This window comes from Spirosoma aerolatum (assembly GCF_002056795.1).
Lineage (GTDB): Bacteria > Bacteroidota > Bacteroidia > Cytophagales > Spirosomataceae > Spirosoma > Spirosoma aerolatum.
This window is the reverse complement of the sequence record NZ_CP020104.1, coordinates 4,871,745-4,894,495: the sequence shown is the minus strand read 5'-3', so window position 1 is coordinate 4,894,495 and position 22,751 is coordinate 4,871,745. Positions and strand designations below refer to the sequence as shown.

The following is a 22,751-nucleotide window of genomic DNA, read 5'->3' as shown; positions in this document are numbered from 1 at the left end:
AAGTAAGCCAGCCAGCCTGAATAATCAGGGCTTTTTCACAAAAAATAACTTTGTATTTATAACGGGATGCTAACAACCTCATTGACTAATTATAGCCATATATCAATATAGCAACTTGACCCCGGCTTGTTGGTAAGCAGTCAAGAGATCGGGTGAAGCTTCGTTGTCGGTAACCAACACATCGAACAGAGTCAACGGAGCAAACTGGAGATATTTGGTGGTCTCCAGCTTTGACGAGTCGCAGAGCAAGTAGACTTGGGCCGATTGGCGGGCCATCGCTACGGCCGTACTGGCTTCCTTTTCACTATTGGCACTCAGACCATTTGCCAGCGAAATACCATCGACGCCAATAAAAGCCCGGTTGGCTTGGTAGCGGGCCATGTGTTCTTCGGCAATCAGCCCGTGCACCGCCTGTCGTTCCTTATCCACTTCACCCCCAATCAGGTTAACCGTTACCTCCGAACTCATTAATTCAGCTATAACGGGCAGGGAGTTGGTAATGACGGTAATTCGTTTGTTCCGAATAAATGGGCAGAGCCGGAAAACTGTACTTCCACAATCCATAAAAATAACGTCCCCCTCCTGAATTTCGTTGGCGGCCAACTGACAGATGTAGTCTTTGCGCTTAGCATTGACGGCCGTTTTATTGGCAAAACGGTGCTTATCCGTAGCCAGACTTACTTTCATAGCGCCACCGTGCGTCCGATAAATTAAACCCGAAGCAGACAATTGGGCCAAATCCCGTCGAACGGTCATTTCAGAAGTTTGCAGTAATTCAGCTAGATCTCGCACATCAACCGAGCCCCGTTCTTCGACCGTTTGTACAATTCGGCTTTTCCGTTCTTGGAAATTCATTCGTAAATGATTTGATTTGAACAAAAATAAACAAAATTTAACAAAATTGAACATATGCTTACTGATCACGTACAAATAACGGAGGAGAAATTGCTTTCAGATAATTGGTACATTCTGAAACGGTTTACATTTAATTACCTGGGTAAAAATGGGCAGTGGACAACGCAGCAACGGGAAGCGTATGATCGGGGTAATGGGGCTACCATTTTGCTCTATAACTCCCAGGCCGACACGGTTATTCTGACCCGCCAGTTTCGATTACCAACCTTCGTAAATGGGAACCCAACGGGCATGCTCATCGAAGCCTGCGCCGGATTACTTGACGATGAGCATCCCGATGATGCTATCCGACGCGAAACAGAAGAAGAAACGGGCTACCGAATCCAGTCAGTACAGAAGGTGATGGAAGCCTACATGAGCCCCGGCTCAGTGACCGAAAAACTGTTTTTTTATATTGCTCACTACACTGCCGATACAGAACGGTTAGCTGGTGGCGGTATCGACGAAGAAGAAATTGATATTCTTGAATTGCCTGTCAGTGAGGCAATAGATATGGTGGTCCGGGGCGAAATTATGGATGGCAAAACAATCATGCTGTTGCAGTATCTGCGCTTGCAACAACTGACAAACTCACTGAACTAATCGATCAGTTGTTGAATAAAAGCCTGTCCCGAACTCTGGAAGATGTTCAGTAAGTTATTTGTCTTGTGGCGTCGGGTTCCTCAACCCGACGCCACAAAAAAGACTATGCTACAATAAGATAGCTACTTACGTGGTGAGCCTGATACCGACGCGGCTGGGCTACCTGTTGCCGAGATCATATTGGCAAACAGACGGTAGGCTCCCGGTACACCGGCAGGTAGTTCGCGGAAGAATACGAGTCCTGTGTACATAAAATGCCCTTTACCGTAGGTAGCGTAGAGTAAACTTCCCTGTTTGGGCGCTTCATTCTGGTCGTTGGCCGAGAAAATAGGCTCGTATGCTTTATCCCAGTCTTTCGCGAAGTAAATCCCGCGCTCCTGAATCCAGCCGTTGAAGTCGGCATCGGTAATTTTGTTCGGATAGTTGAGCAGTGGGTGTTGTGGATTGATAAACGTCATTTTCGCGTCTTCTTCTGTAACCCGCTCAGCACCAACGGAGAAAGGGTAGGGGCCAAGCTGTGGCAACGATGGGTCATTTCGCAGAAACGAACTTCCGGGAGTCACGTACTGGACGATCATATTACCACCATTTTTTACGTAATCCAGGAGTTTGGGCTGGTAACGGGCCAGCCATTGGTTGGTGTTGTACGCCCGAACGCCCACTACAATCGCATCAAAGCCCGACAGGTTGCCATTGAGTTCGGCAGGACCAAGAATGGTAACTTTACAGCCCATTTGCTGAAGGGCTGCCGGAACTTCATCGCCCGCTCCCACAATGTAACCGATGTTCTTAGCTGTTACTTTGATGTCCAGCTTTACCAGTTTGGCCTCGGCTGGAGGAAATAGCGTTTGCGTTGGAATGTGTTTGTAGGCAATCTGTCGCAAGCCGGTCGTGAATGTGCCACTGGACGTTGCCATGCTGGCCTGTAACTTGCCATCTTTAGCCTGATTCGTTGGTACTACGGTAAACGTAACTCGTTGCTCATCGCCTTTGTAGGTCAGTGAGAACGGGACCGATGCAGGTTCGATGCGCCAGCCGGTTGGAGCTGTCAGAGTTAAAGTTCCCGACACATTGGCACGACCCGCTTTCAGGACCAGATCAGCGGTTTTGGGCGTGTTGTCGCTGAAGGTGAATACCCGTTCGGTCAGGTTGGCCGTTACGTCGGGCTGGATGATAAAGGGTCGGTAAATCTCGCCATCGACCGGGTCGGTTGATTTATAAACGACGGGTCGCGTATACACAAAACGTTGACCACTGATTTCGACTGTATAGCTGGCAGCTACGGCTGGGGGATTTTCGGGTAAACCGATCAGTTGCTGATTATCGACCTGAAACAAACCTTTATCAATCGGCTTTTCGAGCCAGTAGGGTTGCGAAATTTTTTGCGTTTTCGGAATTGTGAGCGAGGTTGGATACTGCACCACTTCGTTGGGTTTCAAAGCCAGATTGAGGGTGGTATCCTTTCCGGTTGAGTAGTGAACGCTCACCAGCTTAACCGGATACTCTTCCCGACTTACCACGTTCGTAGATACTTTGACCGTCTCACCCGGCGTAGCGGCAAAATCGGTTGGGTTGGTTTCGATCCATAGGCCCAGGCATTGCTGAATAAGTGTTTGGACTTCCTGACGTTTGATCTTTACGTAGTTATTGGTGGTGTCCAGCTTGCCGAGCGACCCGTAGAGCTGCACCAGTGCGGGAACCGAAGCCGAAGGCTGGTCGGCCTTGAACGACGAAATGAGTTGCGTAACCTGTGCCTGAACAGCATCACTGTTTTTAACCCGTTTCCAGCTTACATCAATGCCATCGAACGGGTCTTTTGCCACTGGATCACCGCCTTTCAACAGCAGGTAATCGATGCGGGCATTTCGGTTAGGCGCTACACCAAAGCCCTGGCTCTTATGCTGGCTCCGGCTTTCGGAGGCTATTTCGCCATACGATTTGCCGAGTAATGAATTGTATAACCCCGTTTCGATACCGATCAGGTTTCCGGCTTCGTCGGGTTTTTTATTGCTCATGAAAGCACCTGGAATGAAGACGTTCCAGAGAATTCGTTTAGCCTGCCAGGGTTTTACATAGGCTAGTTGCTCTGGGAATTTGGTCGGGTCGTTCGAGATTTTGAACGCTTCTTCGCCCAGGTAGCCCGATGCGCTGTGGTGCCCGTGCCCCGCGCGTGCATCGGGTGGAAACCGGGTAATGATCACATCGGGCTGGTACTTACGGATGATCCAGACCACATCGGCCAGTACTTTGTCCTGACCCCAGGTTCGTACGGCTTCGTTGGTTGATTTGGAAAAGCCAAAATCGTAGGCCCGGCTGAAAAACTGGTCAGGGCCATCGACACGCCGGGCGGCTAGTAATTCCTGGGTACGAATAACGCCAATGTTTTCGCCTTGTTCGGCACCAATCAGGTTTTGTCCGCCATCACCTCGCGTTAAGGCCAGATAACCTGTTCTAACGAGTCGTCCTTTAGCCATGTAAGCTAAAAATAGCGTGTTTTCGTCGTCGGGGTGAGCGGCTACGTAGAGTACCGTTCCCAATACGTTTAGCTTGTTAAGATTCGATAGGATTTCGCCAGCCGGAGCCGGTTTGATAGGGCCGTAAGGTACTTGGGCGGATAAGGATAAGCAGAGTAATAAGCCAGATAGCAGAACGGGTAGGCGTTTTTGAAGCGACACAGTCGGAAGCAGTTAAGATGGAATGGACAAATTTACAACGAAAGCATAGAAAAGGCTACCCCAAAAGGATAGCCTTTTAACCCGCATTACCTAACAACTAAACGTATTTATTGGAAGATCGGGATTTTCGTAAACTGGTCTGGCAAGGGCTTGGGCACATTCGGATTCGTGTTTACTTCATTCTGTGGGTAAATAAACCGTTCCGGTTTTTGGGAGCCTGTATATAACGGGATAGGAAGCTGGACAACAGGTGTGGCTTTTTCAAGCCGACGCACGTCGTTAAAAGCCTCGTATTGCATCAGCAGGAAAATATACCGCTGGCTGATGATTTCATAGAGAAGGGCCGTTTGTACCGTTGCTAACTTTGTTGGATTCGCCAGACCAGTGGGCGCAAAATCACTCAGCGTATAGGCATCGTATTTAAGGCCGGTAGCCGAAATCGTCTTCCCATTGATATAGCCGCTGGTCAGTCCTTTTCTGACAGAATTAAGGGCATCCAGGGCTTTATCCGTTACGCCCAGACGGGCCTGCGCTTCGGCAAGAATCAACTGATTTTCATAATACGTAATGATGGGATGCGGAGAGGAGGCCGTAAAAGCGCCATCTGTCGTGTTAGGGTCCAGACTGCCCGTTGCGGTTATGCCGACTTTGAAGTAATGATTGTAAAGCGATGTTTCGTCGGTTTTTGTATTAGCCGATTTAATACGTGACTGCATCAGCACGGGAAGATAAGCCCCATCGAAACCCGTATCACCTGCCCGGTTTACCCGGAAGAAATCATAGTTCTGATTATAATCCACTCCCTGACTGGTGCCGTGGGGAATCAGGGCATCTCCGGAAGTACTGCTGATCCCCGACGTGGCATTGGTAACGGCTTTGGCATAGTCCCCTACGTGTAGATACAGTCTTGCTTTCAGGGTATAGGCGGCTGCTTTCCATTTACCTACATTCCCGCCATAGATAAAATCCTGAGAAGCAATTGCCAAACCCGACGGTGCCGACAGATTTTGAATGGCATTGTCTAACGTCGTCTGAAGGGCAGTATAAACATCGGCCTGCTTGTCGAATGTGGGGGTCGGATACTTTACATCATCGAAGGCCTGGCTGTACGGGACATCACCGTAGAAATCGGTGGCCTTAGCAATTAATAGCGCTTCCAAGACCTGACCTATCCCTTTTGTCCACTTATCGCCAACGGCATCGGCTTTGGTCTGGATAAGACGGGCCTGACTGGCTGCAGGATATAAAGGACTCCAGCTAAAATTCTGCGAAGAAACAATATAATCGGCATAGCCCTGATGCTGACGAGCCAGACCATTCAACTGACCTGCCCAGATGGCCCCAATCCGCACGTCGGTATCCTCATGGATCATGGCTACCCCCAACAGCGTTCCCGAGAGTAAGGTGGCTACATCGACGTCAGTAACCGCATTCGGATTGTTTTTAATGTTGGGCTCATTAAATAAATCGCTACAACTGCTGAGTAACGTAATCAGTACGAAAGCGATAGTGATTTTATGAGAAACTAATTTTTTCATGGTTTGAAGAAGTTTGGGGATTACGACGGGGCAGTAATAGAGGTAAGGCCGCGTTAACAGGTCGTGAGTCAACTGACTAAGCCAATAGCCTGCCGTAAACCGGATGCCGAGAACTGTTTAGTAGTTGATTTTTACTGAGAACAGAATGGACTTGGTGTTGGGGTTAGTGAACCAATCCTGCCCACGCGATAAGCCAGCTCCGGTAATATTAACTTCGGGATCGGTGCCAGTGTATTTAGTCCACAGAACGAGGTTTCGTCCAGTAAGCGCAAAATCAACAGACGACAGATGGGTAAACTGACGGAATTTAGGGCTCCGCAGGCTATACGTCAGCGTCACTTCACGAAGTCGTGAGGCACTACCATCTTCGATAAATTGCTTATACGAGGCTGAATTGAATGCCGTACCACGTCCCTGATACCACGCCTGATTGAGCGCTACGGGGCCAGCGCCAAAGTCTTTTATTTCGCCCTGGAATTTTGTGCCCGCTGCAATCAGGTTCCCATTTATATCTTTAATTCCACCAGCCGGAGCGATGGCTGTGTGTCCCTGATCGGCATGAGTACCTATGTTGTAAAGCGCACCTCGTGTACCGTTGTAAAAGTCATTACCCGACACCCGATCAAAGAGAACATACAGTGATACACCTTTGTAGGAGAACGTACTACCGAGTCCACCCCGCCATTTTGGATTTGGGTTGCCAATAATTTCGTTGTCAGTACCTCCCTGCGGAAACCCATTGGCATCCAGCTTATACTTGCCCGATTCGTCTTTCAGAAAGTCGGTTGAATAAAAGATACCGAATGGCTGCCCCGGAATCAGGGAAGAGTTTTCCTGGTAGCTGTCGGGCAGGATGTAGACCGAGGAGCCAGCCAGCGAGATCACTTTGTTGCGGTTCAGGGAGAAATTAGCCGAGAGGTTCCATTTGAGATCGCTTTGCGGAAGCATGTCGGCACTGGCTTCAAATTCGAGTCCCTTGTTCGATAATTCCGCTGCGTTGATATTCCGAACGGTATAGCCTGTTTCGTACGGTACGTTCAGCGACAGAATTACGTCTTTTGTCGAATTGCTGTAGGCTGTTCCTGAGAAGGTAAAGCGGTTATTGAGAAAACGCAGATCGACACCCAATTCGGTTTCGGTTTTCCGTTCGGGGCGCAGGAAGTCGTTACCGGCCGTTGTACTTCGAACATAGCCCCCACCGTATAACGAACTGGCGGAGGTCAAACCACCCGCAAACGAATCGCCATAGGCGGCTGGCGAAAAGGTGGTGAAGTTCTGATAAGGCTGGGGCTGAATACCCACCTGACCCCAGGTAGCCCGAAGTTTGCCGAAACTAATAATAGAGCTGGATTCCAGCCCTTTCAGCTTGCTAAACTGCCAGGCCAACGCAGCCGACGGAAAAAAGAAACTGCTGTTCGTTTTTGATCCAAAGGTCGAGGCACTTTCATTTCGGCCCGTCAGCGTCAGGAATAGCATATTATACGCCTGTACTTCGGCTTGAGCATAATAGGCATAGGTTCGAATCAACGAGTTATAATTGCTGGCCGACAGATTGGAATTCAACGCATTCGTCAGAATATCTGGAGCCGTAGGGACAATAAAATTGGTGATGGCATCGGTTAGGATTGCTTTTCGCCGACTATTGTAATTGACGCCTACCAATACCGAACCGTTGAAATCATTGTTGAACGTTTTGGTAGCATTAACAAACACATCCGTATTAAACTGTTTTTCAGTAATCCAGTTTTTTGACAAATAGCCTCCCAGGTAAGTTGATGAATTGCGGGCAAAACGTTCCAGACGGGCATCGGTAAAGTTGTCGATACCAGTACGGCCTGTAAGGGTTAGCCATGATTTTGGGGTAATATTCAGCTCTACATTCCCTGTGATCCGGTCGACGTCGGTACTGTTTTTATTGTTGTTGATATTCCAGACCGGGTTGGAATAAATGGAGTTCTGATCGATACCAAGCGGGTTCCGGTACGATACGTGTACATCGTTGAAGACCTGCCCTGTTGCGTTTGTATAGGTGCCGGTATAATACGAATTGTCGAAATCCGGTGGAGTGCGGGTTCCTCCCAGCAGAATACCATCTAGGTTATCACCCTGTTGAGTACGGGATGAATAGACTTTGCTGTATCCTACATTAGCTGACGCCCGGAACCATTCGGTAAACTGACTGGCCACATTGATGCGGGCCGTGTTACGCTGATAATTGCTGTATGCCTTAATTACCCCCTCCTGATTCAGATTTGAATAGCTGAGCATGAAGTTGGATCGGTTATTACCACCGCTGATGTTCAGGCTATTATCGGTGAAATGGCCTGTCTGGAATACATCATTCGTATGATCGTAGGTGTCTTTAGCGTTTTTCCCTCCATGCGGATTGGCTGTGGTTCCTGAAGCTATGGCGTAGCGCTTCGTGCCATCTGGAAAGGTAACAAAACCTTGGTAGCCCGCAGCCGTAGGATCGGTGATGTACGTGTCCGGGCCACCTGTACGGTCGGCAATCAGGTCGCCGAAACTAGTCTTATTACCCTGTACAAAACGTCCCCCCGTACCTTGTCCATAGGTTCGCTGCAACTCGTGCATCTTATTGACCTTGTCGAAGGAAACGGTGGATTTGAACGTAATATTGACTTTCCCTTTGGAGTCTTTCCCTTTCTTGGTGGTAATAACGACGACCCCATTGGCCGCACGAGTCCCCCATAAAGCAGCCGCCGAAGCGCCTTTAAGCACCTCCATGCTTTCGATATCTTCAGGATTAATATCGTTGATGCGCGACTGCTGAACGATAGAGTTCCCAGCCGCTGATCCTGTGTTATCACTGGAATTACTGACTGGAATTCCGTCGACAATAAATAAAGGTTGAGCGTTACCATTGATGGTGTTCTGGCCGCGAATCTGGATGTAGGCCCCTGCACCTGGGTCACCCCCGTTTCGGGTGATCAACACCCCGGATGCTTTTCCACTTAACCCGGTCAGTAGGCTGGTTTCGCCCGACTTGGCAATGTTTTTTCCGTCTACAGTCGATACGGAAGAGGCAAATTTGTCGCGCTCTTCCTTAATGCCGAGCGCTGTGATAATAACTTCATTTAATTGTTTGGTATCTGTTTTTAGGGTAACGTTAATCTGACTTCGGCCGCCGAGTACTTCTTCCATGGTCTGCATACCTACGGCTGAAAACACAAGTGTAACTCCAGAAGCGGGTACATTGAGTGTGTATTCTCCCTTCACATCTGTCACCGTACCTATGGTGGTGCCTTTCACAACAACGGTAGCGCCCGCAAAGCCACCAACGCCCTCCTCTGCAGTAACGGTGCCGCTTACCTTGCGACTCTGGGCCCACGCCAACGAGCAACTTAAGCCTACTATGAGTAGACTCAGCAGTAAAGACTTCTTCATGGTAATCAGCTTAGTTAAGTTAAGAAAGTGTAAATTGAGTCTACTGATTTGGTAAGTTATGCTCAATAATAATGAAATTATATTTTAATAATAAAATTAATTTTAGAATTATATTCTGTAATTTAAATTATTTATAATATAAATTATAATTTAATGAAGATTTAATTTCTAGCCTTTAAGAAATGGGCTATTAGCCAGCCAGAAGCCCCTATTATGATAAGTAGAAATGCGGTGTAGATTTATAATTGTCAGGTGGTAACCATCTGACAAGCAAGTAGTGTAATGGGACAGGTAGATGATACTACTTAGTAGTTGTAGCTTGTTCGCCGAATTAGTTATGAGTAATTGATATGAATAAGCAGAATTGCAGTATTTCCAAGTGAATAATTACTCTAAATTAACTTTTTGACAGTTTTTGTTCCTAAAAAAAACGTAATTAACCTCAAAAAAAGTCAACAAACGCTGCTTTCGACGTTGGGTTATTTCCCTCAAAAGCTATCTTTGGGGCAGTTTATTTCTAAAACCTATACTTAGTCGCATGAATTACAGTGTTTATCTGGTTCCCGTATTGGGTCTTGTCGGGTTGGTGATCATGTACACCAAATTCCTGTGGGTTTCTAAACAGGAAGCCGGCGATGACCGGATGCAGGAGATCTCGTCGTACATTGCCAATGGCGCCATTGCTTTTCTTAAAGCTGAATGGCGCGTTCTTACTTATTTCGGTATTGTTGTAGCCCTTCTTCTGGCTTATTCAGGTACCCTAGTTGAAAATTCCAGCCCCGTTATTGGTTTGTCGTTTGTACTGGGGGCTTTCCTGTCGGCCTTGGCCGGATACATCGGGATGAATATTGCCACCAAAGCCAATGTTCGTACGGCCCATGCTGCCCGTACTAGTCTGGCCCGCGCCTTAGACGTGTCGTTTACGGGTGGATCGGTGATGGGGATTGGTGTGGCAGGTCTGGCCGTGTTAGGGCTCGGTAGTCTTTTTCTCGTACTCTATAATACCTATGTAGCGTCGACCGGTGATATGAACGGGTTACCTATGGAGCGAGCCCTGGAAGTGCTGGCTGGTTTCTCGCTGGGGGCGGAGTCGATCGCTTTGTTTGCCCGGGTAGGCGGAGGGATTTACACCAAAGCGGCCGATGTAGGCGCTGACCTGGTGGGTAAAGTGGAAGCGGGTATTCCTGAAGATGACCCACGTAACCCGGCTACTATTGCCGATAACGTTGGCGACAACGTAGGTGACGTAGCCGGTATGGGTGCTGACCTCTTCGGTTCGTATGTGGCAACGATCCTGGCTACGATGGTACTGGGCCGTGAAATCAAGATTCCGGCTGATATGAATATTGTTGGTCACGCTCCCATCGTGCTGCCCATGATGATTGCGGGGCTAGGTCTGATCTTCTCGATTATTGCTACCTATTTCGTGAAGATCAAAAATGACGAGGGTAGTGTTCAGGGCGCTTTGAATATCGGTAACTGGGCCTCGATCATCATTACGATCATTGCTTCCTATTTTCTGGTAACCAGCTATCTCCCTGATGTGACCATGGAAATCCGTGGGGTAGAGTTTAGCCGGATGGATGTGTTTTATGCCATAATAACAGGCCTCATCGTCGGAGCCCTCATGTCGTCGATTACAGAATATTATACGGCTATGGGTCGGCGGCCGGTGTTGTCGATTATTCGTCAGTCAGCAACGGGAGCAGCGACCAATATCATCGGTGGGTTATCGGTTGGTATGGAATCGACCGTACTACCAATTTTGGTGCTAGCGGCTGGTATTTATACATCCTATCATTTTGCTGGTCTATACGGTGTGGCCATTTCGGCGGCTGGTATGATGGCAACTACAGCGATGCAGTTGGCAATTGATGCTTTTGGGCCAATCGCCGATAACGCGGGTGGTATTGCCGAAATGAGCTACTTGCCCGAAGAAGTTCGTGGACGTACTGATATTCTGGATGCAGTTGGTAATACTACGGCCGCTACGGGGAAAGGCTTTGCGATTGCTTCGGCAGCTTTGACGGCATTAGCTTTGTTTGCTGCTTTTGTGGGTATTTCAGGTATTTCGGCTATCGATATTTACAAAGCTGACGTACTGGCTGGATTATTTGTCGGGGCCATGATTCCGTTTATCTTCTCGTCGCTGGCGATTGCGGCTGTAGGGCGCGCTGCCATGAAAATGGTGGAAGAAGTTCGTCGCCAGTTCCGCGAAATTCCGGGCATTCTGGAAGGTACGGGCAAGCCTGAATATGAAAAATGCGTAGCGATCTCAACTCAGGCATCGATCCGGGAGATGGTATTACCTGGGGCTATTGCCCTGACAGTTCCTGTGATTGTTGGCTTTATTTTCGGGCCTGAAGTACTGGGTGGTCTGCTGGCTGGGGTGACAGTTTCGGGCGTATTGATGGGGATTTTCCAGAACAATGCCGGTGGAGCTTGGGACAACGCCAAGAAGTCGTTTGAAAAAGGGGTTGAGATTAATGGACAGACCTACTATAAGAAATCGGAGCCACACAAAGCGTCGGTAACGGGCGATACGGTGGGTGATCCATTTAAAGATACATCGGGCCCGTCGATGAACATTCTTATCAAGCTGATGTCGATTGTGTCGCTAGTTATTGCACCGTACATTGCGGTACAGTCATCTGAAACACCGGGTTATAATAAGGAAGGAAAAGAAGCGGCTGGTACTGAACTACCCCTCGAAGAATCAACAGCCGCCGACAATGATAAAGTGAGTACGCCCAATGCAAAACTGGGTGAGTTTAGCGTTCAAAAACTGACCAGCGGTATTGAGCTAAACATCCCTGAGTTTGGCGTTGAAAATAAGCTGCTGGCGTTTATCAAAAGTGATAAGCCCGTTGATAAAACAACTTGGTTCGATTTTGATCGGCTGTTGTTTCAAACAGGTAGCGCTACCCTGGAGCCGCAATCGCAGGAGCAGTTAAAGAACATTGCAGAAATCCTGAAAGCCTATCCAAATGTGACTATCAAATTAGGTGGTTACACCGATAATACGGGGAATGCAGCTGCTAACCTGAAACTTTCGCAGGATCGTGCTAACTCGGTTCGGGCGGAGCTGGAAAAAATGGATATTTCAAAAGATCGGCTGGAAGCAGAAGGCTACGGTCAGGAACATCCTGTTGCCTCCAATGAAACGGAAGAGGGCCGTGCCCAAAACCGCCGGATTTCTATTCGGGTGACGAAAAAATAAGAATTAAGCAATAAAACGAGGAAAGCCCCCGGAAGAGAAAGATGTTGTCTCTTCCGGGGGCTTTCCTCGTTTTATTGCTTAATTCCCCAGCGCGTTATAAATCAGTAAGTTATTCGCTGTGACAACCCGGTCGCCCGGGGCAAGGCCACCTGCCAGATACGTTTTGGGCCCAATTGACTTATAAATGTCTACCTCACGGACCATTGGCTGGTTCTTTTTGTTGACCATCACCACAAAGTTGCGGTTTTTGTCGAATACAACTGCCTTGGCTGGTATGGCTATCCGCTGATCGTGACCAGCATAGGTTACACTCACATTAGCAAACATTTCGGGTTTAAGTCGATAGTCAGCATTTTCCAGCGTAACCCGAACTTTTAGCGTTTTACTTTCAGGGTCGAGTACGTTAAAGATTTTATCGATGCGACCATGGAAGATTTTGTCGGGGTAGGAGAGCGTTGTGATAGTCGCCTGATCACCTTCTTTAACATTGGCGAGATCCGACTCATACACGTTGGCCAGTACCCACACGTGGTCAAGATTGGAAATCGTGAACAAATTCTCAGGATCGTCAGAGCGAAGTTCCATTCCCTGAGCGGCTGTTTTTTCAACAATAAAACCACTAACCGGCGCTTTAACGATATAAACAGACCCATTGCCGCCGACAATCCGACGGCGTTCGTTAACGCGATTGACTTCGCCTTTAGCTGCCTCCAACTGCTCTTTGCTGGCTACTAGGTCTTTTTGTGAGCTTAGACCTGCTTTGGTCATATCTTCCGTAACCTGCATATTTTTCTGAGCCAATGAAAGCTGACTTCGAGCGGCTACAGCCTGCTGCTCTAAATCGGCCAGATCGCCCGAGCGAATAACAGCCAGTGTTTGCCCTTTCTTTACGTAATCGCCCAGATCGGCTTTTAAGGTTTCAATATGGCCGCCAACTAAAGGGAACACTTTAACGACCTGATCCTGATTAAATGTAATTTTCCCCGTTAGATTCAGTTCATTACGGGCATTTTCTAATCTGGCTGTATCAAGGGCGGCTGTTGCCAGCAGGTTTTTTTCCTGATGGGCTTTCGTTTCATCAATAGCCGTTGAGGATGGACTTGAGTTGCTACAACTGCTCAGCCCATGGGCTAGTAGCAAACTGACACTTGCTACCATCAGCCAATTACGGTGGGGCATTAATTTATTAGGATAGCCAGGTAGAGCTGAGCGACCGCGTTTTGCAAAGGTGCGTTCTTCTTGGGGTATAATTTGTATCAGTAGGGGGTTAGGCTTAAGGCCTAACCAGGATTGAAATACAGCAAGCAGGTACTTTGTCATGAGATTGTTCCACCTTTAGCCAATCTATTTATGTGCCTGACTGATCGGCTAAAGGGATAAAACAAAAATCTCATTTGCTAATTAAAGCACTCTTAAGGCCACATTAAAAGGTTATTAAACACCCTAAAAGCAAGCATTCTCATCTGGCTGGCCAGATGAGAATGCGCAATTTTTCAAAGACGTTGAGTAAATTCAGAGAATGGATTAGTTCAGTTTGGCATTGTCGGCCAATTGGTCAACTTTTTCGTTGTACTCATCTTTTGCATTCTCTTTGTTTTTGTTGAATGCAGCCTGAGCCTGATCTTTATATTGATTGTACTGATCTTTTGCTTTGTCGGCGTATTGGCTTACCTGACTTTTAGCCTGTTCCAGTCCTTCTTTGACCTGTGATACGCCTTTTTCCCATTGATCTTTCAGATCATCGGTGCGTTTGTTGGCTTCTTCTGTTAGCTTGTCACGCGTTTCTTTTCCACTGCGGGGAGCGGTCAGAATACCGATAACAATTCCAGTAATAATACCAGCCAGAAAATCTCTTGAGCTTCTCATAATTTTATTGTGTGTTTTAGGTGAGTGTCATTTTAGTTGGAAAGCGATGCTTATGCTTATTGTTTAGCCTTCCGCTTAGCCTGAGTGGTTAACTCGTGTGTTTTTTCAGCTGCCGAATCAACATAGTCGGTGTACTGCTTTTTAATACTATCGATACCCGATTGAAGCTGATCCTGCAAATCTTTAAAAAACGTATCTGTTTCAGATGAAATACGCTTACGGGTTTTTTTGCCGCTCTCTGGAGCCAGCAGAACACCTATTACTGCACCAACCGCTAATCCTACTAAAACTCCTGGTAATGATTTCATGGTTTCTAACTTTTGTGAATGACTTATGGTTCCAATGATGCTAATGTAGTAGAAAATACTGTACCACAAAATGATATGTATAGGTAATGCCTTGTATATTAGCTGGTTAAATTAATACGTCTTTTTGGAATTGAGGACTTTTTTCTACAATGGCGTCCACGTTTTACGCAATTTGTTGTGGAGCCTACTCGTCTGATGCTGTGAGTGTCAATCTTTTATGTACCCTTTGCTTTTCATGGGGAGATTTGGGATCCATAACTATGAGACATATATAGAACCATAAAAAAATCCCCGCGCTCAACTTGGCGCAGGGATTCCGTACCCACCGTAACTTGTACTTAACCTAAAATAAATTACTACGGCCTCAACCGCGCCTAGCAACTAGGAATATCATTGTGCAGCGAACTGCTTTTTAATGGTCCTCATCAATTGTACTCCCTTCCTTACACACCCCGTCCTTGAATCAGACGTAGGAGTATGGCAATCACTGCAATCACTAGCAAAATGTGTATCAAATTGCTACTGGCGATTCCGGTTCCAAGTACCCCTAGGAATCCCAGAAGCCAGATAATGATTAAAATGACTGCAATGGTGTAAAGAAGGTTTCCCATGTCATTTCCCTTGAGTAAATCAGAATAGCCACCTTGTAATCGACTAATTAGTTAGAAAAAGTTGTGCCAAGAATCCTGAAAACTTAGAATTATTATGGTTAAATGCCCTATAAGCTTGGAAATGAGCTTTTAATTGATGTTTACATATTGAGCAGAATGGTCATTTGAAAAAATGAAACAAATAAAAAGTGTGGAATTTGCTCTACACATGTAGAATAAACGTGGAAAAATAGCGCGATTCTTCAACTAGGATAGCTAGAGACGTATAGGTTGCCCAGTAGCTTTTATGGTACAAATAACTAATCTATTGGGTATTAATGCGTGTTGCTACTTTAATTTTTAGGGTTTAAACATTTTCGGCACATATTTTATTAAGATTGAAGGTAACGAACGTTTATGAAACAGGATGAGTCTTGGCTAGCATGGTAACACGAGTAAATACAGGACAACAATTCAGACCAATTGTCATGAATACAGCATCTCAGGCAAAGCGTGTTCTAATTGTCGATGATGAGGCTGATATCTGCTTATTGTTGTCGGGGCTTTTAAGGCGCTTAGGCTATCAGCCTACATGTGCACATTTTATTGAAGAAGGACGCCAATGGTTGCATACGCAAAAATTTGACGCCATATTTTTAGATCTTAACTTGCCTGATGGCCTGGGTTTCGACTTACTCCCTTCAATAAAAGAAGATCAGAACGAAGCAAAAGTAATTATGATCAGCGCTTTCGATGGACAAGCCGAGCGTCGACGAGCTACTGAACAGGGGGCCGATTACTTTATTGGGAAGCCGTTTACACGTCGTTCGGTCGAAATGGCTTTGCAAACCATTCAGGTTTAAGTAAATTTGTTCATACAGCTTGGATAGATTTTTTCGTTGTTCATAAATGGGACATGGTCTGTCTGAACAAGTTCAATGCCTCTTCATGGAAAAAATTCTGATTATTGACGATAACAATGACATATGCCTGTTGCTGGAGCGTTTTCTGAGCAAACAAGGCTATAAAACTGCGTCGGTACAGCGTGGGGATGATGGGTTAGTCCTGTTGAGAAAAGAAGCATTTGAACTAGTCATTTGCGATTTTAAACTTCCTGATATTGATGGTCTTGAAATGCTGCGTCGCATCAAGGTCATGCATCCTACCACTGCCGTCATTATCATTACTGGCTACTCCGACGTTCGAATGGCCGTGCAAACGGTTAAACATGGTGCCTACGATTACGTAACAAAGCCGCTTTATCCCGACGAAATCCTGTACACGATCAAGGCGGCTCTTGAACGCCGAGCGCAATCACTGAGTCAGGCGAAGAGTGCTACACCTGCCAATGGTTCTGCTACCGCTAAAGTGAGTGGTACAAAAACAGCGTCGGCTAAAACAGCATTAGCACCTGATGGTAAACGGTTTATTTTTGGAAAGAGCCGGGCTGCAGAACAACTCCAGAAACATATCGATCTAATTGCCCCGACGGATATGTCGGTGATTATAACAGGTGAGACAGGTACCGGAAAAGAGTTCGTAGCCAATGCTATTCACCTAAAAAGTAAGCGAGCCGATAAACCATTTGTGGCTATCGACTGTGGCGCTCTGGGAAAAGAACTGGCTGGCAGCGAGTTGTTTGGCCACGTAAAGGGCTCATTCACTGGCGCTATGTCGGATAAGGCTGGTAGCTTTGAATATGCTAACGGTGGTACCATCTTTCTCGATGAAATCGGTAATCTCTCGTATGATAACCAGATAAAGCTGCTGCGTGTGTTGCAGGAACGTAAGATCCGGCGTATTGGTAGCAACCAGGATATTCCTGTCGATGTTAGGATTATTGTGGCTACAAACGAAGATTTACGTGAGGCTGTTCGGCAGGGAAAATTTCGGGAAGATATTTATCATCGGATTGCCGAATTCGAGATGCATTTATCGCCTTTGCGGGAGCGTAAATCGGACATTATGATCTTTGCTGATCACTTCCTCGAAGTAGCTAATCAGCAATTGGAAAAAGATATCCTGGGTTTTGAGGAAGAGGCCAAAGAAAAGCTGAAGGACTACTACTGGCATGGTAATCTGCGTGAGTTGCAGAACGTGGTGAAGCGGGCCGTATTGTTAACGCCCGGTGACTACATTGAAGCAGATGTATTGCCACAGGAAATTATTTCTCCGCAATATTTCAGTCCTGAAGAGACTGTGCCTGCCAATATTCAGATCAATTACGATCCGGCACGACCTGGCATTCCTGTTTTTACGCAATCGGGAGGTAACCTGAAATCCGTATCGGAAAATGCCGAGCGGGCTGCAATTCTGAAAGTACTGGAGAAAACAGGGTACAACAAAACCAAGGCTGCTGAAGTCCTTAATATCGATCGCAAAACGCTCTACAATAAGCTTAAAGCCTACGATATACATTTATAAACGAGCGAAAGTGTGCATGAGTGAACGAGCGAAATATTGGTCAGCGTAAGCTATTCGCTCGTTCACTCATGCACACTTTCGCTCGTTTACTTTTTCTGCTGCGACAGGAAAGTAATCAACGAAGCGAATTCTTCGTAGGAGAGGGCGTTAACGAGTCCTGTAGGCATCATAGAGTTTTCCATCTCCTTACGGCTCACTATATCTGATGCTTTTATCGTATAGACCTGTCCGGTAATGTCGCGTAGAACGACTCGGTTCGATGATTCTTCCGTAACAAATCCGGTGTAACTCTTTCCACCTTTGGCTGTAATGAGCACCGTCGCAAATCCCTGAGAGATAGACGCATTGGGTTTCAAGATCGATTCGGCAATCTGCTCGCGCGTCATGATTGAGCCAATCTGCCCCATAAACGGGCCTTTCATGGGTTCGGTTTTACTCAGACTATGGCAGGCTACACAGCCCTGCTGCGTAAACAGCGTTTTTCCCAGGGCTGAATTCCCGTCTATTTTGGCCATCGCCAGCATCACATCTTCAATGGAAGACTCACCAACCTGACCTTTTTTGTTCCTGATTTTTTCCAGATCGACTTTCGTCTCCTCTTTGGCCACAACAGGCTCTTCGACGCCGTATTCAGGAATTTCCAGCCGAAGCCGACTATTCAGATCGACAAAAAATGACTTGTTAGTTGATTGGCGCCATTCATCGATCAGAAGCGTTTTGATCACAGGCGACGACTCCCAGCTAATGGCTTTGTAATAGGGGCCGTGGGTATCGGGTCGTGTACTCCACCACCACGAACCATCGTAGTCAGCTTCCTTTTTGTAGAGACGGGCAAGTGTGGTTAAAATCTGCGTTTTCAAAGTAGGGTCATTCGCGTGTTTATACGCTGAGACCAGACCATCTACGGCTTTTGGGTCATGCATATAACGCAACGCCCAGAGCGCAAGCGTCGATTGATTTGTGCCAACAGCCTTCAGGCAGGCATCAACCGCCTGTAAGCGTACCAACGATCGAACAGCCAGATGTGGTAGTACAATGGCTGAGTTTGGCGTAGCATGTGGGCCTTCTGTTCCCAGGGCAGGGGCTACAAACGAGGCTGGCACGTTTACCTGGAGTAAGGCAGAAGCAGCCGCTGGCCGACCCAAACGCCCGAGCCCAATGATAGCAGCCTGTTGTACGCGAACGGATGGGTCGTTGAGTCCTTGCAGGAATGGTTCCGTCGGAACTTGATCAAGAATTGGCTTGCGGTCGGCAAGGGCCCGAAGCGCAAACTCCCGAACAGTTTCGTCGGCTGACAGTTTTACGAGATTGGCGATTCCGCTGGCCCCAGTAATCTGCGCATAGGTATAGATGCCGGCTACCTGCGCCGAAAGCGGCAGACTTTTATTCGTTGCGATTGCCCAGGTGAGTTTTGTCGTCTTTTTGGCCGGTCGGGTCAATAGTTCCTGCTGAGCTGCCAGCCGGGCTACGGCACTGCCAGAGGTTAACCAAGAAGCTAATTTTTTCTCCGAAGCTTTTTTTAGGTCTGGGAATGCTTTGTACGTCCAGCTTTTGGGAACCACCCGCACAACAAACCCTTTACTAGGATTGCCTGAATACCCCGCTCCAGCCCAGGCCGACAGGTACATACGACCCGAAGCGTCGACATCAACGTCGGTAATCTGTGACAGTTTGATAAACTCTTCCTCCTTTTGGGTAAAGCTACTGGCATCGGGTATTACACGATGAACGTAGAGCTGATTTCGGCCCCAATCAGCCATCATTGGTACATGGTTGAATTGGGCTGGCCAGGTGTCATCGTCCATAAAGAGAGAGCCGGTGCCAGATCCACCACCTACGTCGACTAGGGCAGGAATAATTTCGTCGGTAAAATGCTGGAATAAAACCGGGTAGCCATATTCGCCCGACTGAATCTGGTGGCTGAACCGGATATTCCAGCCCCCGCCATCGTTGGTGTTGTCACGGGTAAAGGTGTTCATGAAGGGATCGATCGCCACATCATAGATGTTCCGAAGACCATGCGAATAGATTTCCATTTCGGTGCCGTCGGGCCGAACCCGGACAATACCGCCCCCCAGCATGGTTAATTTTTTGCCGCTACGGTCGGTGGCATTATGAAAGCCAAAGTCACCTACAGCAATGTAAATCCAGCCATCGATGCCCATCCGAATACCATTGGTAGCATGGTCGGTGCCCCGGCTTTGCAGAAATTTTGGCGAACTGATGTGCTCAATCAAGGGACGGGAAGGACCATCGGCAACGCCATTCTGGTCTTTGTCGTCAAAAACGACCAGATCCATACCTGTTGCTATGCCTGTTTCCTTCGAAAAAACCGTATGGAGAACAAAAAGCTGATCGCCAACGGGCAGTAGGCCACGCGGATTATCGACCATGGCAAAGGTAGTATGCTGATCGACTTTCCCATCGTTGTTGGTGTCTACCAGCCGGGCAATTTTTCCCTGCCCAGGCTTTTTGCCCAGCGACCCAATCATGTCGACTCCCACGTAAACCTCCCCCGTTGGCGCTACAGCCAGGCAGGCAGGGCTAGGCGTCAGATCGGGGCCAGCGAAGTGGGTAACCTTTAGTTCGGCTGGCCAACTGCTGGCATTGGGTAGGGAGTCGGCTTGAACCAGAACACTTCGTTTCGTTGGGGAATGGCTCTCATTTGGCTCAAAAACGTGTGTGAGGCTATTCCAGAACAGAAATAGAAGGGTTGAGAAAAATGAAAGACTAAGTTTAATCATGTAAAAATTGGTGTCTAAAGTACTGCGAATGGATGGGATTGGGACTGCACGTCTGCGGTTGGAACTGCAGACGTGCAACGATCGATGATGTTTTAAACAATAGGTGCCCAACCTTTCGCATATTCCCGACTCCAGAGTTTCATGGCGTCTTTGTCGTGGATATGGCCATTTTTAGGGTCAATGTCGAGCGATTTATTAGTTCGGTAAGCGATATTGGCTAAGTGGCAAAGCAGCGTACTTCTAGCCCCCTCTTCGATGGTAGATGCCTGCTTCTCTTTCCCCCGTACAGCTTCGAAGAAATTAACGACATGTCGGGTAGTCATATCGCCACCGCCCCCTAACGCTGTTCCGGCTTCGTTGCCCTGCGATTTGCTGCTTTTCACTTCTTTGCCATCCCGGTCGAAGAGCTTATACCCATTTCGGTCAACGTACACACTACCATTGGTGCCGTAAATGATGGTACCCCGGTCGCTGCCGTAGGTTTTGTAGCCATTCCGGCTCTTACCATCCCACTTGATGATTTTATTGCCCGGAAAACGATAGGTTGCATCCATGGTGTCGTACATAACCCAACCATCATTTTGAAAATGACGTTTGGCTGCTTCTACCGTAACGTGTTCCGGAAACTCTACCTGTAAAGCCCAGCGAGCTACGTCCAGCTCATGCGTGGCATTATTACCCGCTTCGGCCGTTCCGTAGAGCCAGCCGTACCAGTGCCAGTTGTAATCCCAGGTGTCGTGGGTATAGTCCATGCGCGGAGCGGGCCCCTGAAACAACTCCCAGTCGAGCCCTTGCGGTACAGGTGCTGCCTTCGGCACAGGAACCTCGCCCCGGTTGGCAACGTAAAAGGCTACCGCTTTATACGCTGTGCCAATAACGCCCTTGTGAATCTGGTTAATGATGTCGATCGATTCAACTGCCGAACGCTGCTGATTTCCCATCTGAATGACTTTGCCGTATTTCTTCTGGTATTCAACCAGAATTTCACCTTCGCGTGGGTTATGGCTGCACGGTTTTTCGACATAGACGTGTTTGCCTCCCTGTACAGCCAGACAGGTGCCGGGGGTATGCCAATGGTCGGGCGTGGCATTGATCAGCACGTCGACGTTTTTATCGGCAATCACCTTACGGAGGTCGTTTTCCAGTTTGGGTTTGTAATCGATGTATTTCGAAAATTTTTGAAGCGCCGATTCCCGCTGTTTTTGCATAACATCGCAGAGGTACATCAACTCGACATTACTTTCTTTTCGTGAAATGGGTTCATAATAAGCGCCCAATCGTCGGCCAAGTCCGGCAATGGCGACATGAATGCGTTCGTTGGCACCGATAATTTTGGCATAACTCTTAGCCGACATGCCTAGGCCACCGATTGTAAAACCCGCAGTGCCTAAGGCTGCTTTTTTAATAAACTCTCTTCTGGAATTGTCCATTCTATTCAGGGAAAATAATGCGTATGTATTGATTCGAATGCTCGCTTATCAGTAAATGAATGCTGGTAGAAAATTCTACCCGTTTTGCCCGCCAGCAGAGACAAGGCAGTAAGCTGGTGTAGTATGATTACGCTAAACTAATAGTAAAGATTGCGATACAAATACTCGCCGGGGATTTCAAAACGATCCTATTATGTTTGCAGAAATGGTTGATATTGACCAACAGCCCTATGGCCGACTCACTGCCTCCCACAATTACGATTCGTTTGATAACGCCCGAACAAACCTACCCACTTCGCCATGCGGTGCTCTGGCCCGATAAACCGTTTGAGTATGTGAAAGTAGAAAATGATTCCGAAGGATACCACTTTGGTGCCTTTCGAGCGGATGAATTGCTAGCTGTGATTTCCCTGTTCGTTGACGGGAATATGGCCCGTTTCCGAAAGTTTGCCGCTCGGTCCGACTACCAACGACGCGGAATTGGTACCCAATTGCTGAATCAGGTTATTGATGAGGCTCGTCGGTTAGGGGCTTCCACACTCTGGTGCGATGCCCGCCTGGATGCGGCTGACTTTTACCGACGTTTCGGGATGGAGGCTGTCAGTGATGTGTTTTACAAGGGAGCCATTCCATATGCCAAATTTTCGCGTACCTTGCTATAAATCATCGCCTAACGCCTAACTGATTTATGAAAACGATTTTAACACTTCTGATAGGAATAGCCCTGGTTGCTCTGGCTACTCCGTCAAATGCACAAACTACGGTTGCCGATTCAGCCGCTCTCAAAACATATACAGGCTCGTACACCTTCGAAAGTGGGAGCCCCATTCAGAAATTTACGGTGACGGCTGATAAAGGGGAATTGTATGGTGAGGCCGACAGCTACGGTAAAAATAAGTTATTGAAGCAGGACAAAGCCGATACGTTTAAGTCAACGAGTTCGTATGGCTCAGTAATTACCTTCATTCGGGATGCGGCCACCAAAGCCGTGACGGGTTTTTCGATGGCTATAGAGGGATCGACGCTGACCGCAAAAAAGGATTAGGCGTAACCA

Annotated in this window: 16 protein-coding genes; 6 read left to right on the top strand and 10 right to left on the bottom strand. The window is 47.5% G+C overall.

The window, feature by feature from the left end; translation table 11 throughout:
• Positions 1–102: 102 nt before the first annotated feature.
• Positions 103–855 (bottom strand): DeoR/GlpR family DNA-binding transcription regulator, encoded by a 753-nt coding sequence (locus B5M13_RS20320; RefSeq protein WP_080060005.1) that lies wholly within the window; start codon positions 853–855, stop codon positions 103–105.
• A 54-nt stretch (positions 856–909) separates the two neighbouring features.
• Here B5M13_RS20320 and nudK point away from each other — a divergent pair, with 54 nt between their 5' ends.
• A complete protein-coding gene (nudK, locus tag B5M13_RS20315) occupies positions 910–1,497 on the top strand; it encodes a GDP-mannose pyrophosphatase NudK (RefSeq protein ID WP_080057402.1) in 588 nt (195 codons plus the stop codon).
• 122 nt (positions 1,498–1,619) lie between these two features.
• On the opposite strand, the gene B5M13_RS20310 is transcribed toward nudK, so the two are convergent.
• The 3 genes from B5M13_RS20310 to B5M13_RS20300 form a co-directional block, all read right to left on the bottom strand.
• Positions 1,620–4,172, bottom strand: coding sequence for a PIG-L family deacetylase (locus B5M13_RS20310; RefSeq protein ID WP_080057401.1), 2,553 nt, complete (start codon positions 4,170–4,172; stop codon positions 1,620–1,622).
• Positions 4,173–4,279: 107 nt separating this feature from the next.
• Positions 4,280–5,710, bottom strand: a complete 1,431-nt coding sequence (locus tag B5M13_RS20305) for a SusD/RagB family nutrient-binding outer membrane lipoprotein (RefSeq protein WP_080057400.1) — start codon at positions 5,708–5,710, stop codon at positions 4,280–4,282.
• Between the two features lie 117 nt (positions 5,711–5,827).
• On the bottom strand, positions 5,828–9,115 hold the full coding sequence (locus B5M13_RS20300) for a SusC/RagA family TonB-linked outer membrane protein (protein ID WP_170061162.1): 3,288 nt from the start codon (positions 9,113–9,115) through the stop codon (positions 5,828–5,830).
• Between the two features lie 538 nt (positions 9,116–9,653).
• Between B5M13_RS20300 and B5M13_RS20295 the strand changes: the two genes are divergently transcribed.
• Positions 9,654–12,335, top strand: coding sequence for a sodium-translocating pyrophosphatase (locus B5M13_RS20295; RefSeq protein ID WP_080057399.1), 2,682 nt, complete (start codon positions 9,654–9,656; stop codon positions 12,333–12,335).
• Between the two features lie 78 nt (positions 12,336–12,413).
• On the opposite strand, the gene B5M13_RS20290 is transcribed toward B5M13_RS20295, so the two are convergent.
• The 4 genes from B5M13_RS20290 to B5M13_RS33520 all read right to left on the bottom strand — a co-directional run bounded on the left by B5M13_RS20290 (position 12,414) and on the right by B5M13_RS33520 (position 15,120).
• A complete protein-coding gene (locus B5M13_RS20290; RefSeq protein ID WP_245859405.1) occupies positions 12,414–13,514 on the bottom strand; it encodes an efflux RND transporter periplasmic adaptor subunit in 1,101 nt (366 codons plus the stop codon).
• 345 nt (positions 13,515–13,859) lie between these two features.
• Complete coding sequence (locus B5M13_RS20285; protein ID WP_080057397.1) at positions 13,860–14,201, bottom strand: YtxH domain-containing protein; 342 nt, start codon at positions 14,199–14,201, stop codon at positions 13,860–13,862.
• A gap of 56 nt (positions 14,202–14,257) precedes the next feature.
• Positions 14,258–14,509: a YtxH domain-containing protein gene (locus B5M13_RS20280; protein ID WP_080060003.1), complete on the bottom strand. Its 252-nt coding sequence runs from the start codon at positions 14,507–14,509 to the stop codon at positions 14,258–14,260.
• A gap of 443 nt (positions 14,510–14,952) precedes the next feature.
• Positions 14,953–15,120 (bottom strand): lmo0937 family membrane protein, encoded by a 168-nt coding sequence (locus B5M13_RS33520; RefSeq protein ID WP_155297302.1) that lies wholly within the window; start codon positions 15,118–15,120, stop codon positions 14,953–14,955.
• A 467-nt stretch (positions 15,121–15,587) separates the two neighbouring features.
• Here B5M13_RS33520 and B5M13_RS20275 point away from each other — a divergent pair, with 467 nt between their 5' ends.
• The gene (locus B5M13_RS20275) at positions 15,588–15,962 is read left to right on the top strand and encodes a response regulator transcription factor (RefSeq protein WP_020595718.1); all 375 of its coding nucleotides are present in this window, start codon (positions 15,588–15,590) and stop codon (positions 15,960–15,962) included.
• A gap of 85 nt (positions 15,963–16,047) precedes the next feature.
• Complete coding sequence (locus tag B5M13_RS20270; protein WP_080057396.1) at positions 16,048–17,523, top strand: sigma-54-dependent transcriptional regulator; 1,476 nt, start codon at positions 16,048–16,050, stop codon at positions 17,521–17,523.
• Positions 17,524–17,609: 86 nt separating this feature from the next.
• On the opposite strand, the gene B5M13_RS20265 is transcribed toward B5M13_RS20270, so the two are convergent.
• A complete protein-coding gene (locus B5M13_RS20265) occupies positions 17,610–20,267 on the bottom strand; it encodes a DUF7133 domain-containing protein (protein WP_080057395.1) in 2,658 nt (885 codons plus the stop codon).
• A gap of 92 nt (positions 20,268–20,359) precedes the next feature.
• Entirely contained in the window at positions 20,360–21,697 is a 1,338-nt protein-coding gene (locus tag B5M13_RS20260) for a Gfo/Idh/MocA family protein (RefSeq protein WP_080057394.1), read from the bottom strand.
• 230 nt (positions 21,698–21,927) lie between these two features.
• Here B5M13_RS20260 and B5M13_RS20255 point away from each other — a divergent pair, with 230 nt between their 5' ends.
• Positions 21,928–22,359, top strand: a complete 432-nt coding sequence (locus tag B5M13_RS20255) for a GNAT family N-acetyltransferase (RefSeq protein ID WP_080057393.1) — start codon at positions 21,928–21,930, stop codon at positions 22,357–22,359.
• A 26-nt stretch (positions 22,360–22,385) separates the two neighbouring features.
• Positions 22,386–22,742: a DUF3471 domain-containing protein gene (locus B5M13_RS20250; RefSeq protein WP_080057392.1), complete on the top strand. Its 357-nt coding sequence runs from the start codon at positions 22,386–22,388 to the stop codon at positions 22,740–22,742.
• The last annotated feature ends 9 nt before the right edge of the window (positions 22,743–22,751 follow it).

What these genes read in the sequence shown, in the direction of transcription:
- B5M13_RS20270 (WP_080057396.1), top strand. Translation starts at nt 16,048, where the DNA reads ATGGAAAAAATTCTGATTATTGACGATAACAATGACATATGCCTGTTG.
- B5M13_RS33520 (WP_155297302.1), bottom strand. Translation starts at nt 15,120, where the DNA reads ATGGGAAACCTTCTTTACACCATTGCAGTCATTTTAATCATTATCTGG.
- B5M13_RS20305 (WP_080057400.1), bottom strand. Translation starts at nt 5,710, where the DNA reads ATGAAAAAATTAGTTTCTCATAAAATCACTATCGCTTTCGTACTGATT.
- B5M13_RS20295 (WP_080057399.1), top strand. Translation starts at nt 9,654, where the DNA reads ATGAATTACAGTGTTTATCTGGTTCCCGTATTGGGTCTTGTCGGGTTG.
- nudK (WP_080057402.1), top strand. Translation starts at nt 910, where the DNA reads ATGCTTACTGATCACGTACAAATAACGGAGGAGAAATTGCTTTCAGAT.
- B5M13_RS20255 (WP_080057393.1), top strand. Translation starts at nt 21,928, where the DNA reads ATGGCCGACTCACTGCCTCCCACAATTACGATTCGTTTGATAACGCCC.
- B5M13_RS20300 (WP_170061162.1), bottom strand. Translation starts at nt 9,115, where the DNA reads ATGAAGAAGTCTTTACTGCTGAGTCTACTCATAGTAGGCTTAAGTTGC.
- B5M13_RS20320 (WP_080060005.1), bottom strand. Translation starts at nt 855, where the DNA reads ATGAATTTCCAAGAACGGAAAAGCCGAATTGTACAAACGGTCGAAGAA.
- B5M13_RS20260 (WP_080057394.1), bottom strand. Translation starts at nt 21,697, where the DNA reads ATGGACAATTCCAGAAGAGAGTTTATTAAAAAAGCAGCCTTAGGCACT.
- B5M13_RS20280 (WP_080060003.1), bottom strand. Translation starts at nt 14,509, where the DNA reads ATGAAATCATTACCAGGAGTTTTAGTAGGATTAGCGGTTGGTGCAGTA.
- B5M13_RS20290 (WP_245859405.1), bottom strand. Translation starts at nt 13,514, where the DNA reads ATGCCCCACCGTAATTGGCTGATGGTAGCAAGTGTCAGTTTGCTACTA.
- B5M13_RS20250 (WP_080057392.1), top strand. Translation starts at nt 22,386, where the DNA reads ATGAAAACGATTTTAACACTTCTGATAGGAATAGCCCTGGTTGCTCTG.
- B5M13_RS20265 (WP_080057395.1), bottom strand. Translation starts at nt 20,267, where the DNA reads ATGATTAAACTTAGTCTTTCATTTTTCTCAACCCTTCTATTTCTGTTC.
- B5M13_RS20285 (WP_080057397.1), bottom strand. Translation starts at nt 14,201, where the DNA reads ATGAGAAGCTCAAGAGATTTTCTGGCTGGTATTATTACTGGAATTGTT.
- B5M13_RS20275 (WP_020595718.1), top strand. Translation starts at nt 15,588, where the DNA reads ATGAATACAGCATCTCAGGCAAAGCGTGTTCTAATTGTCGATGATGAG.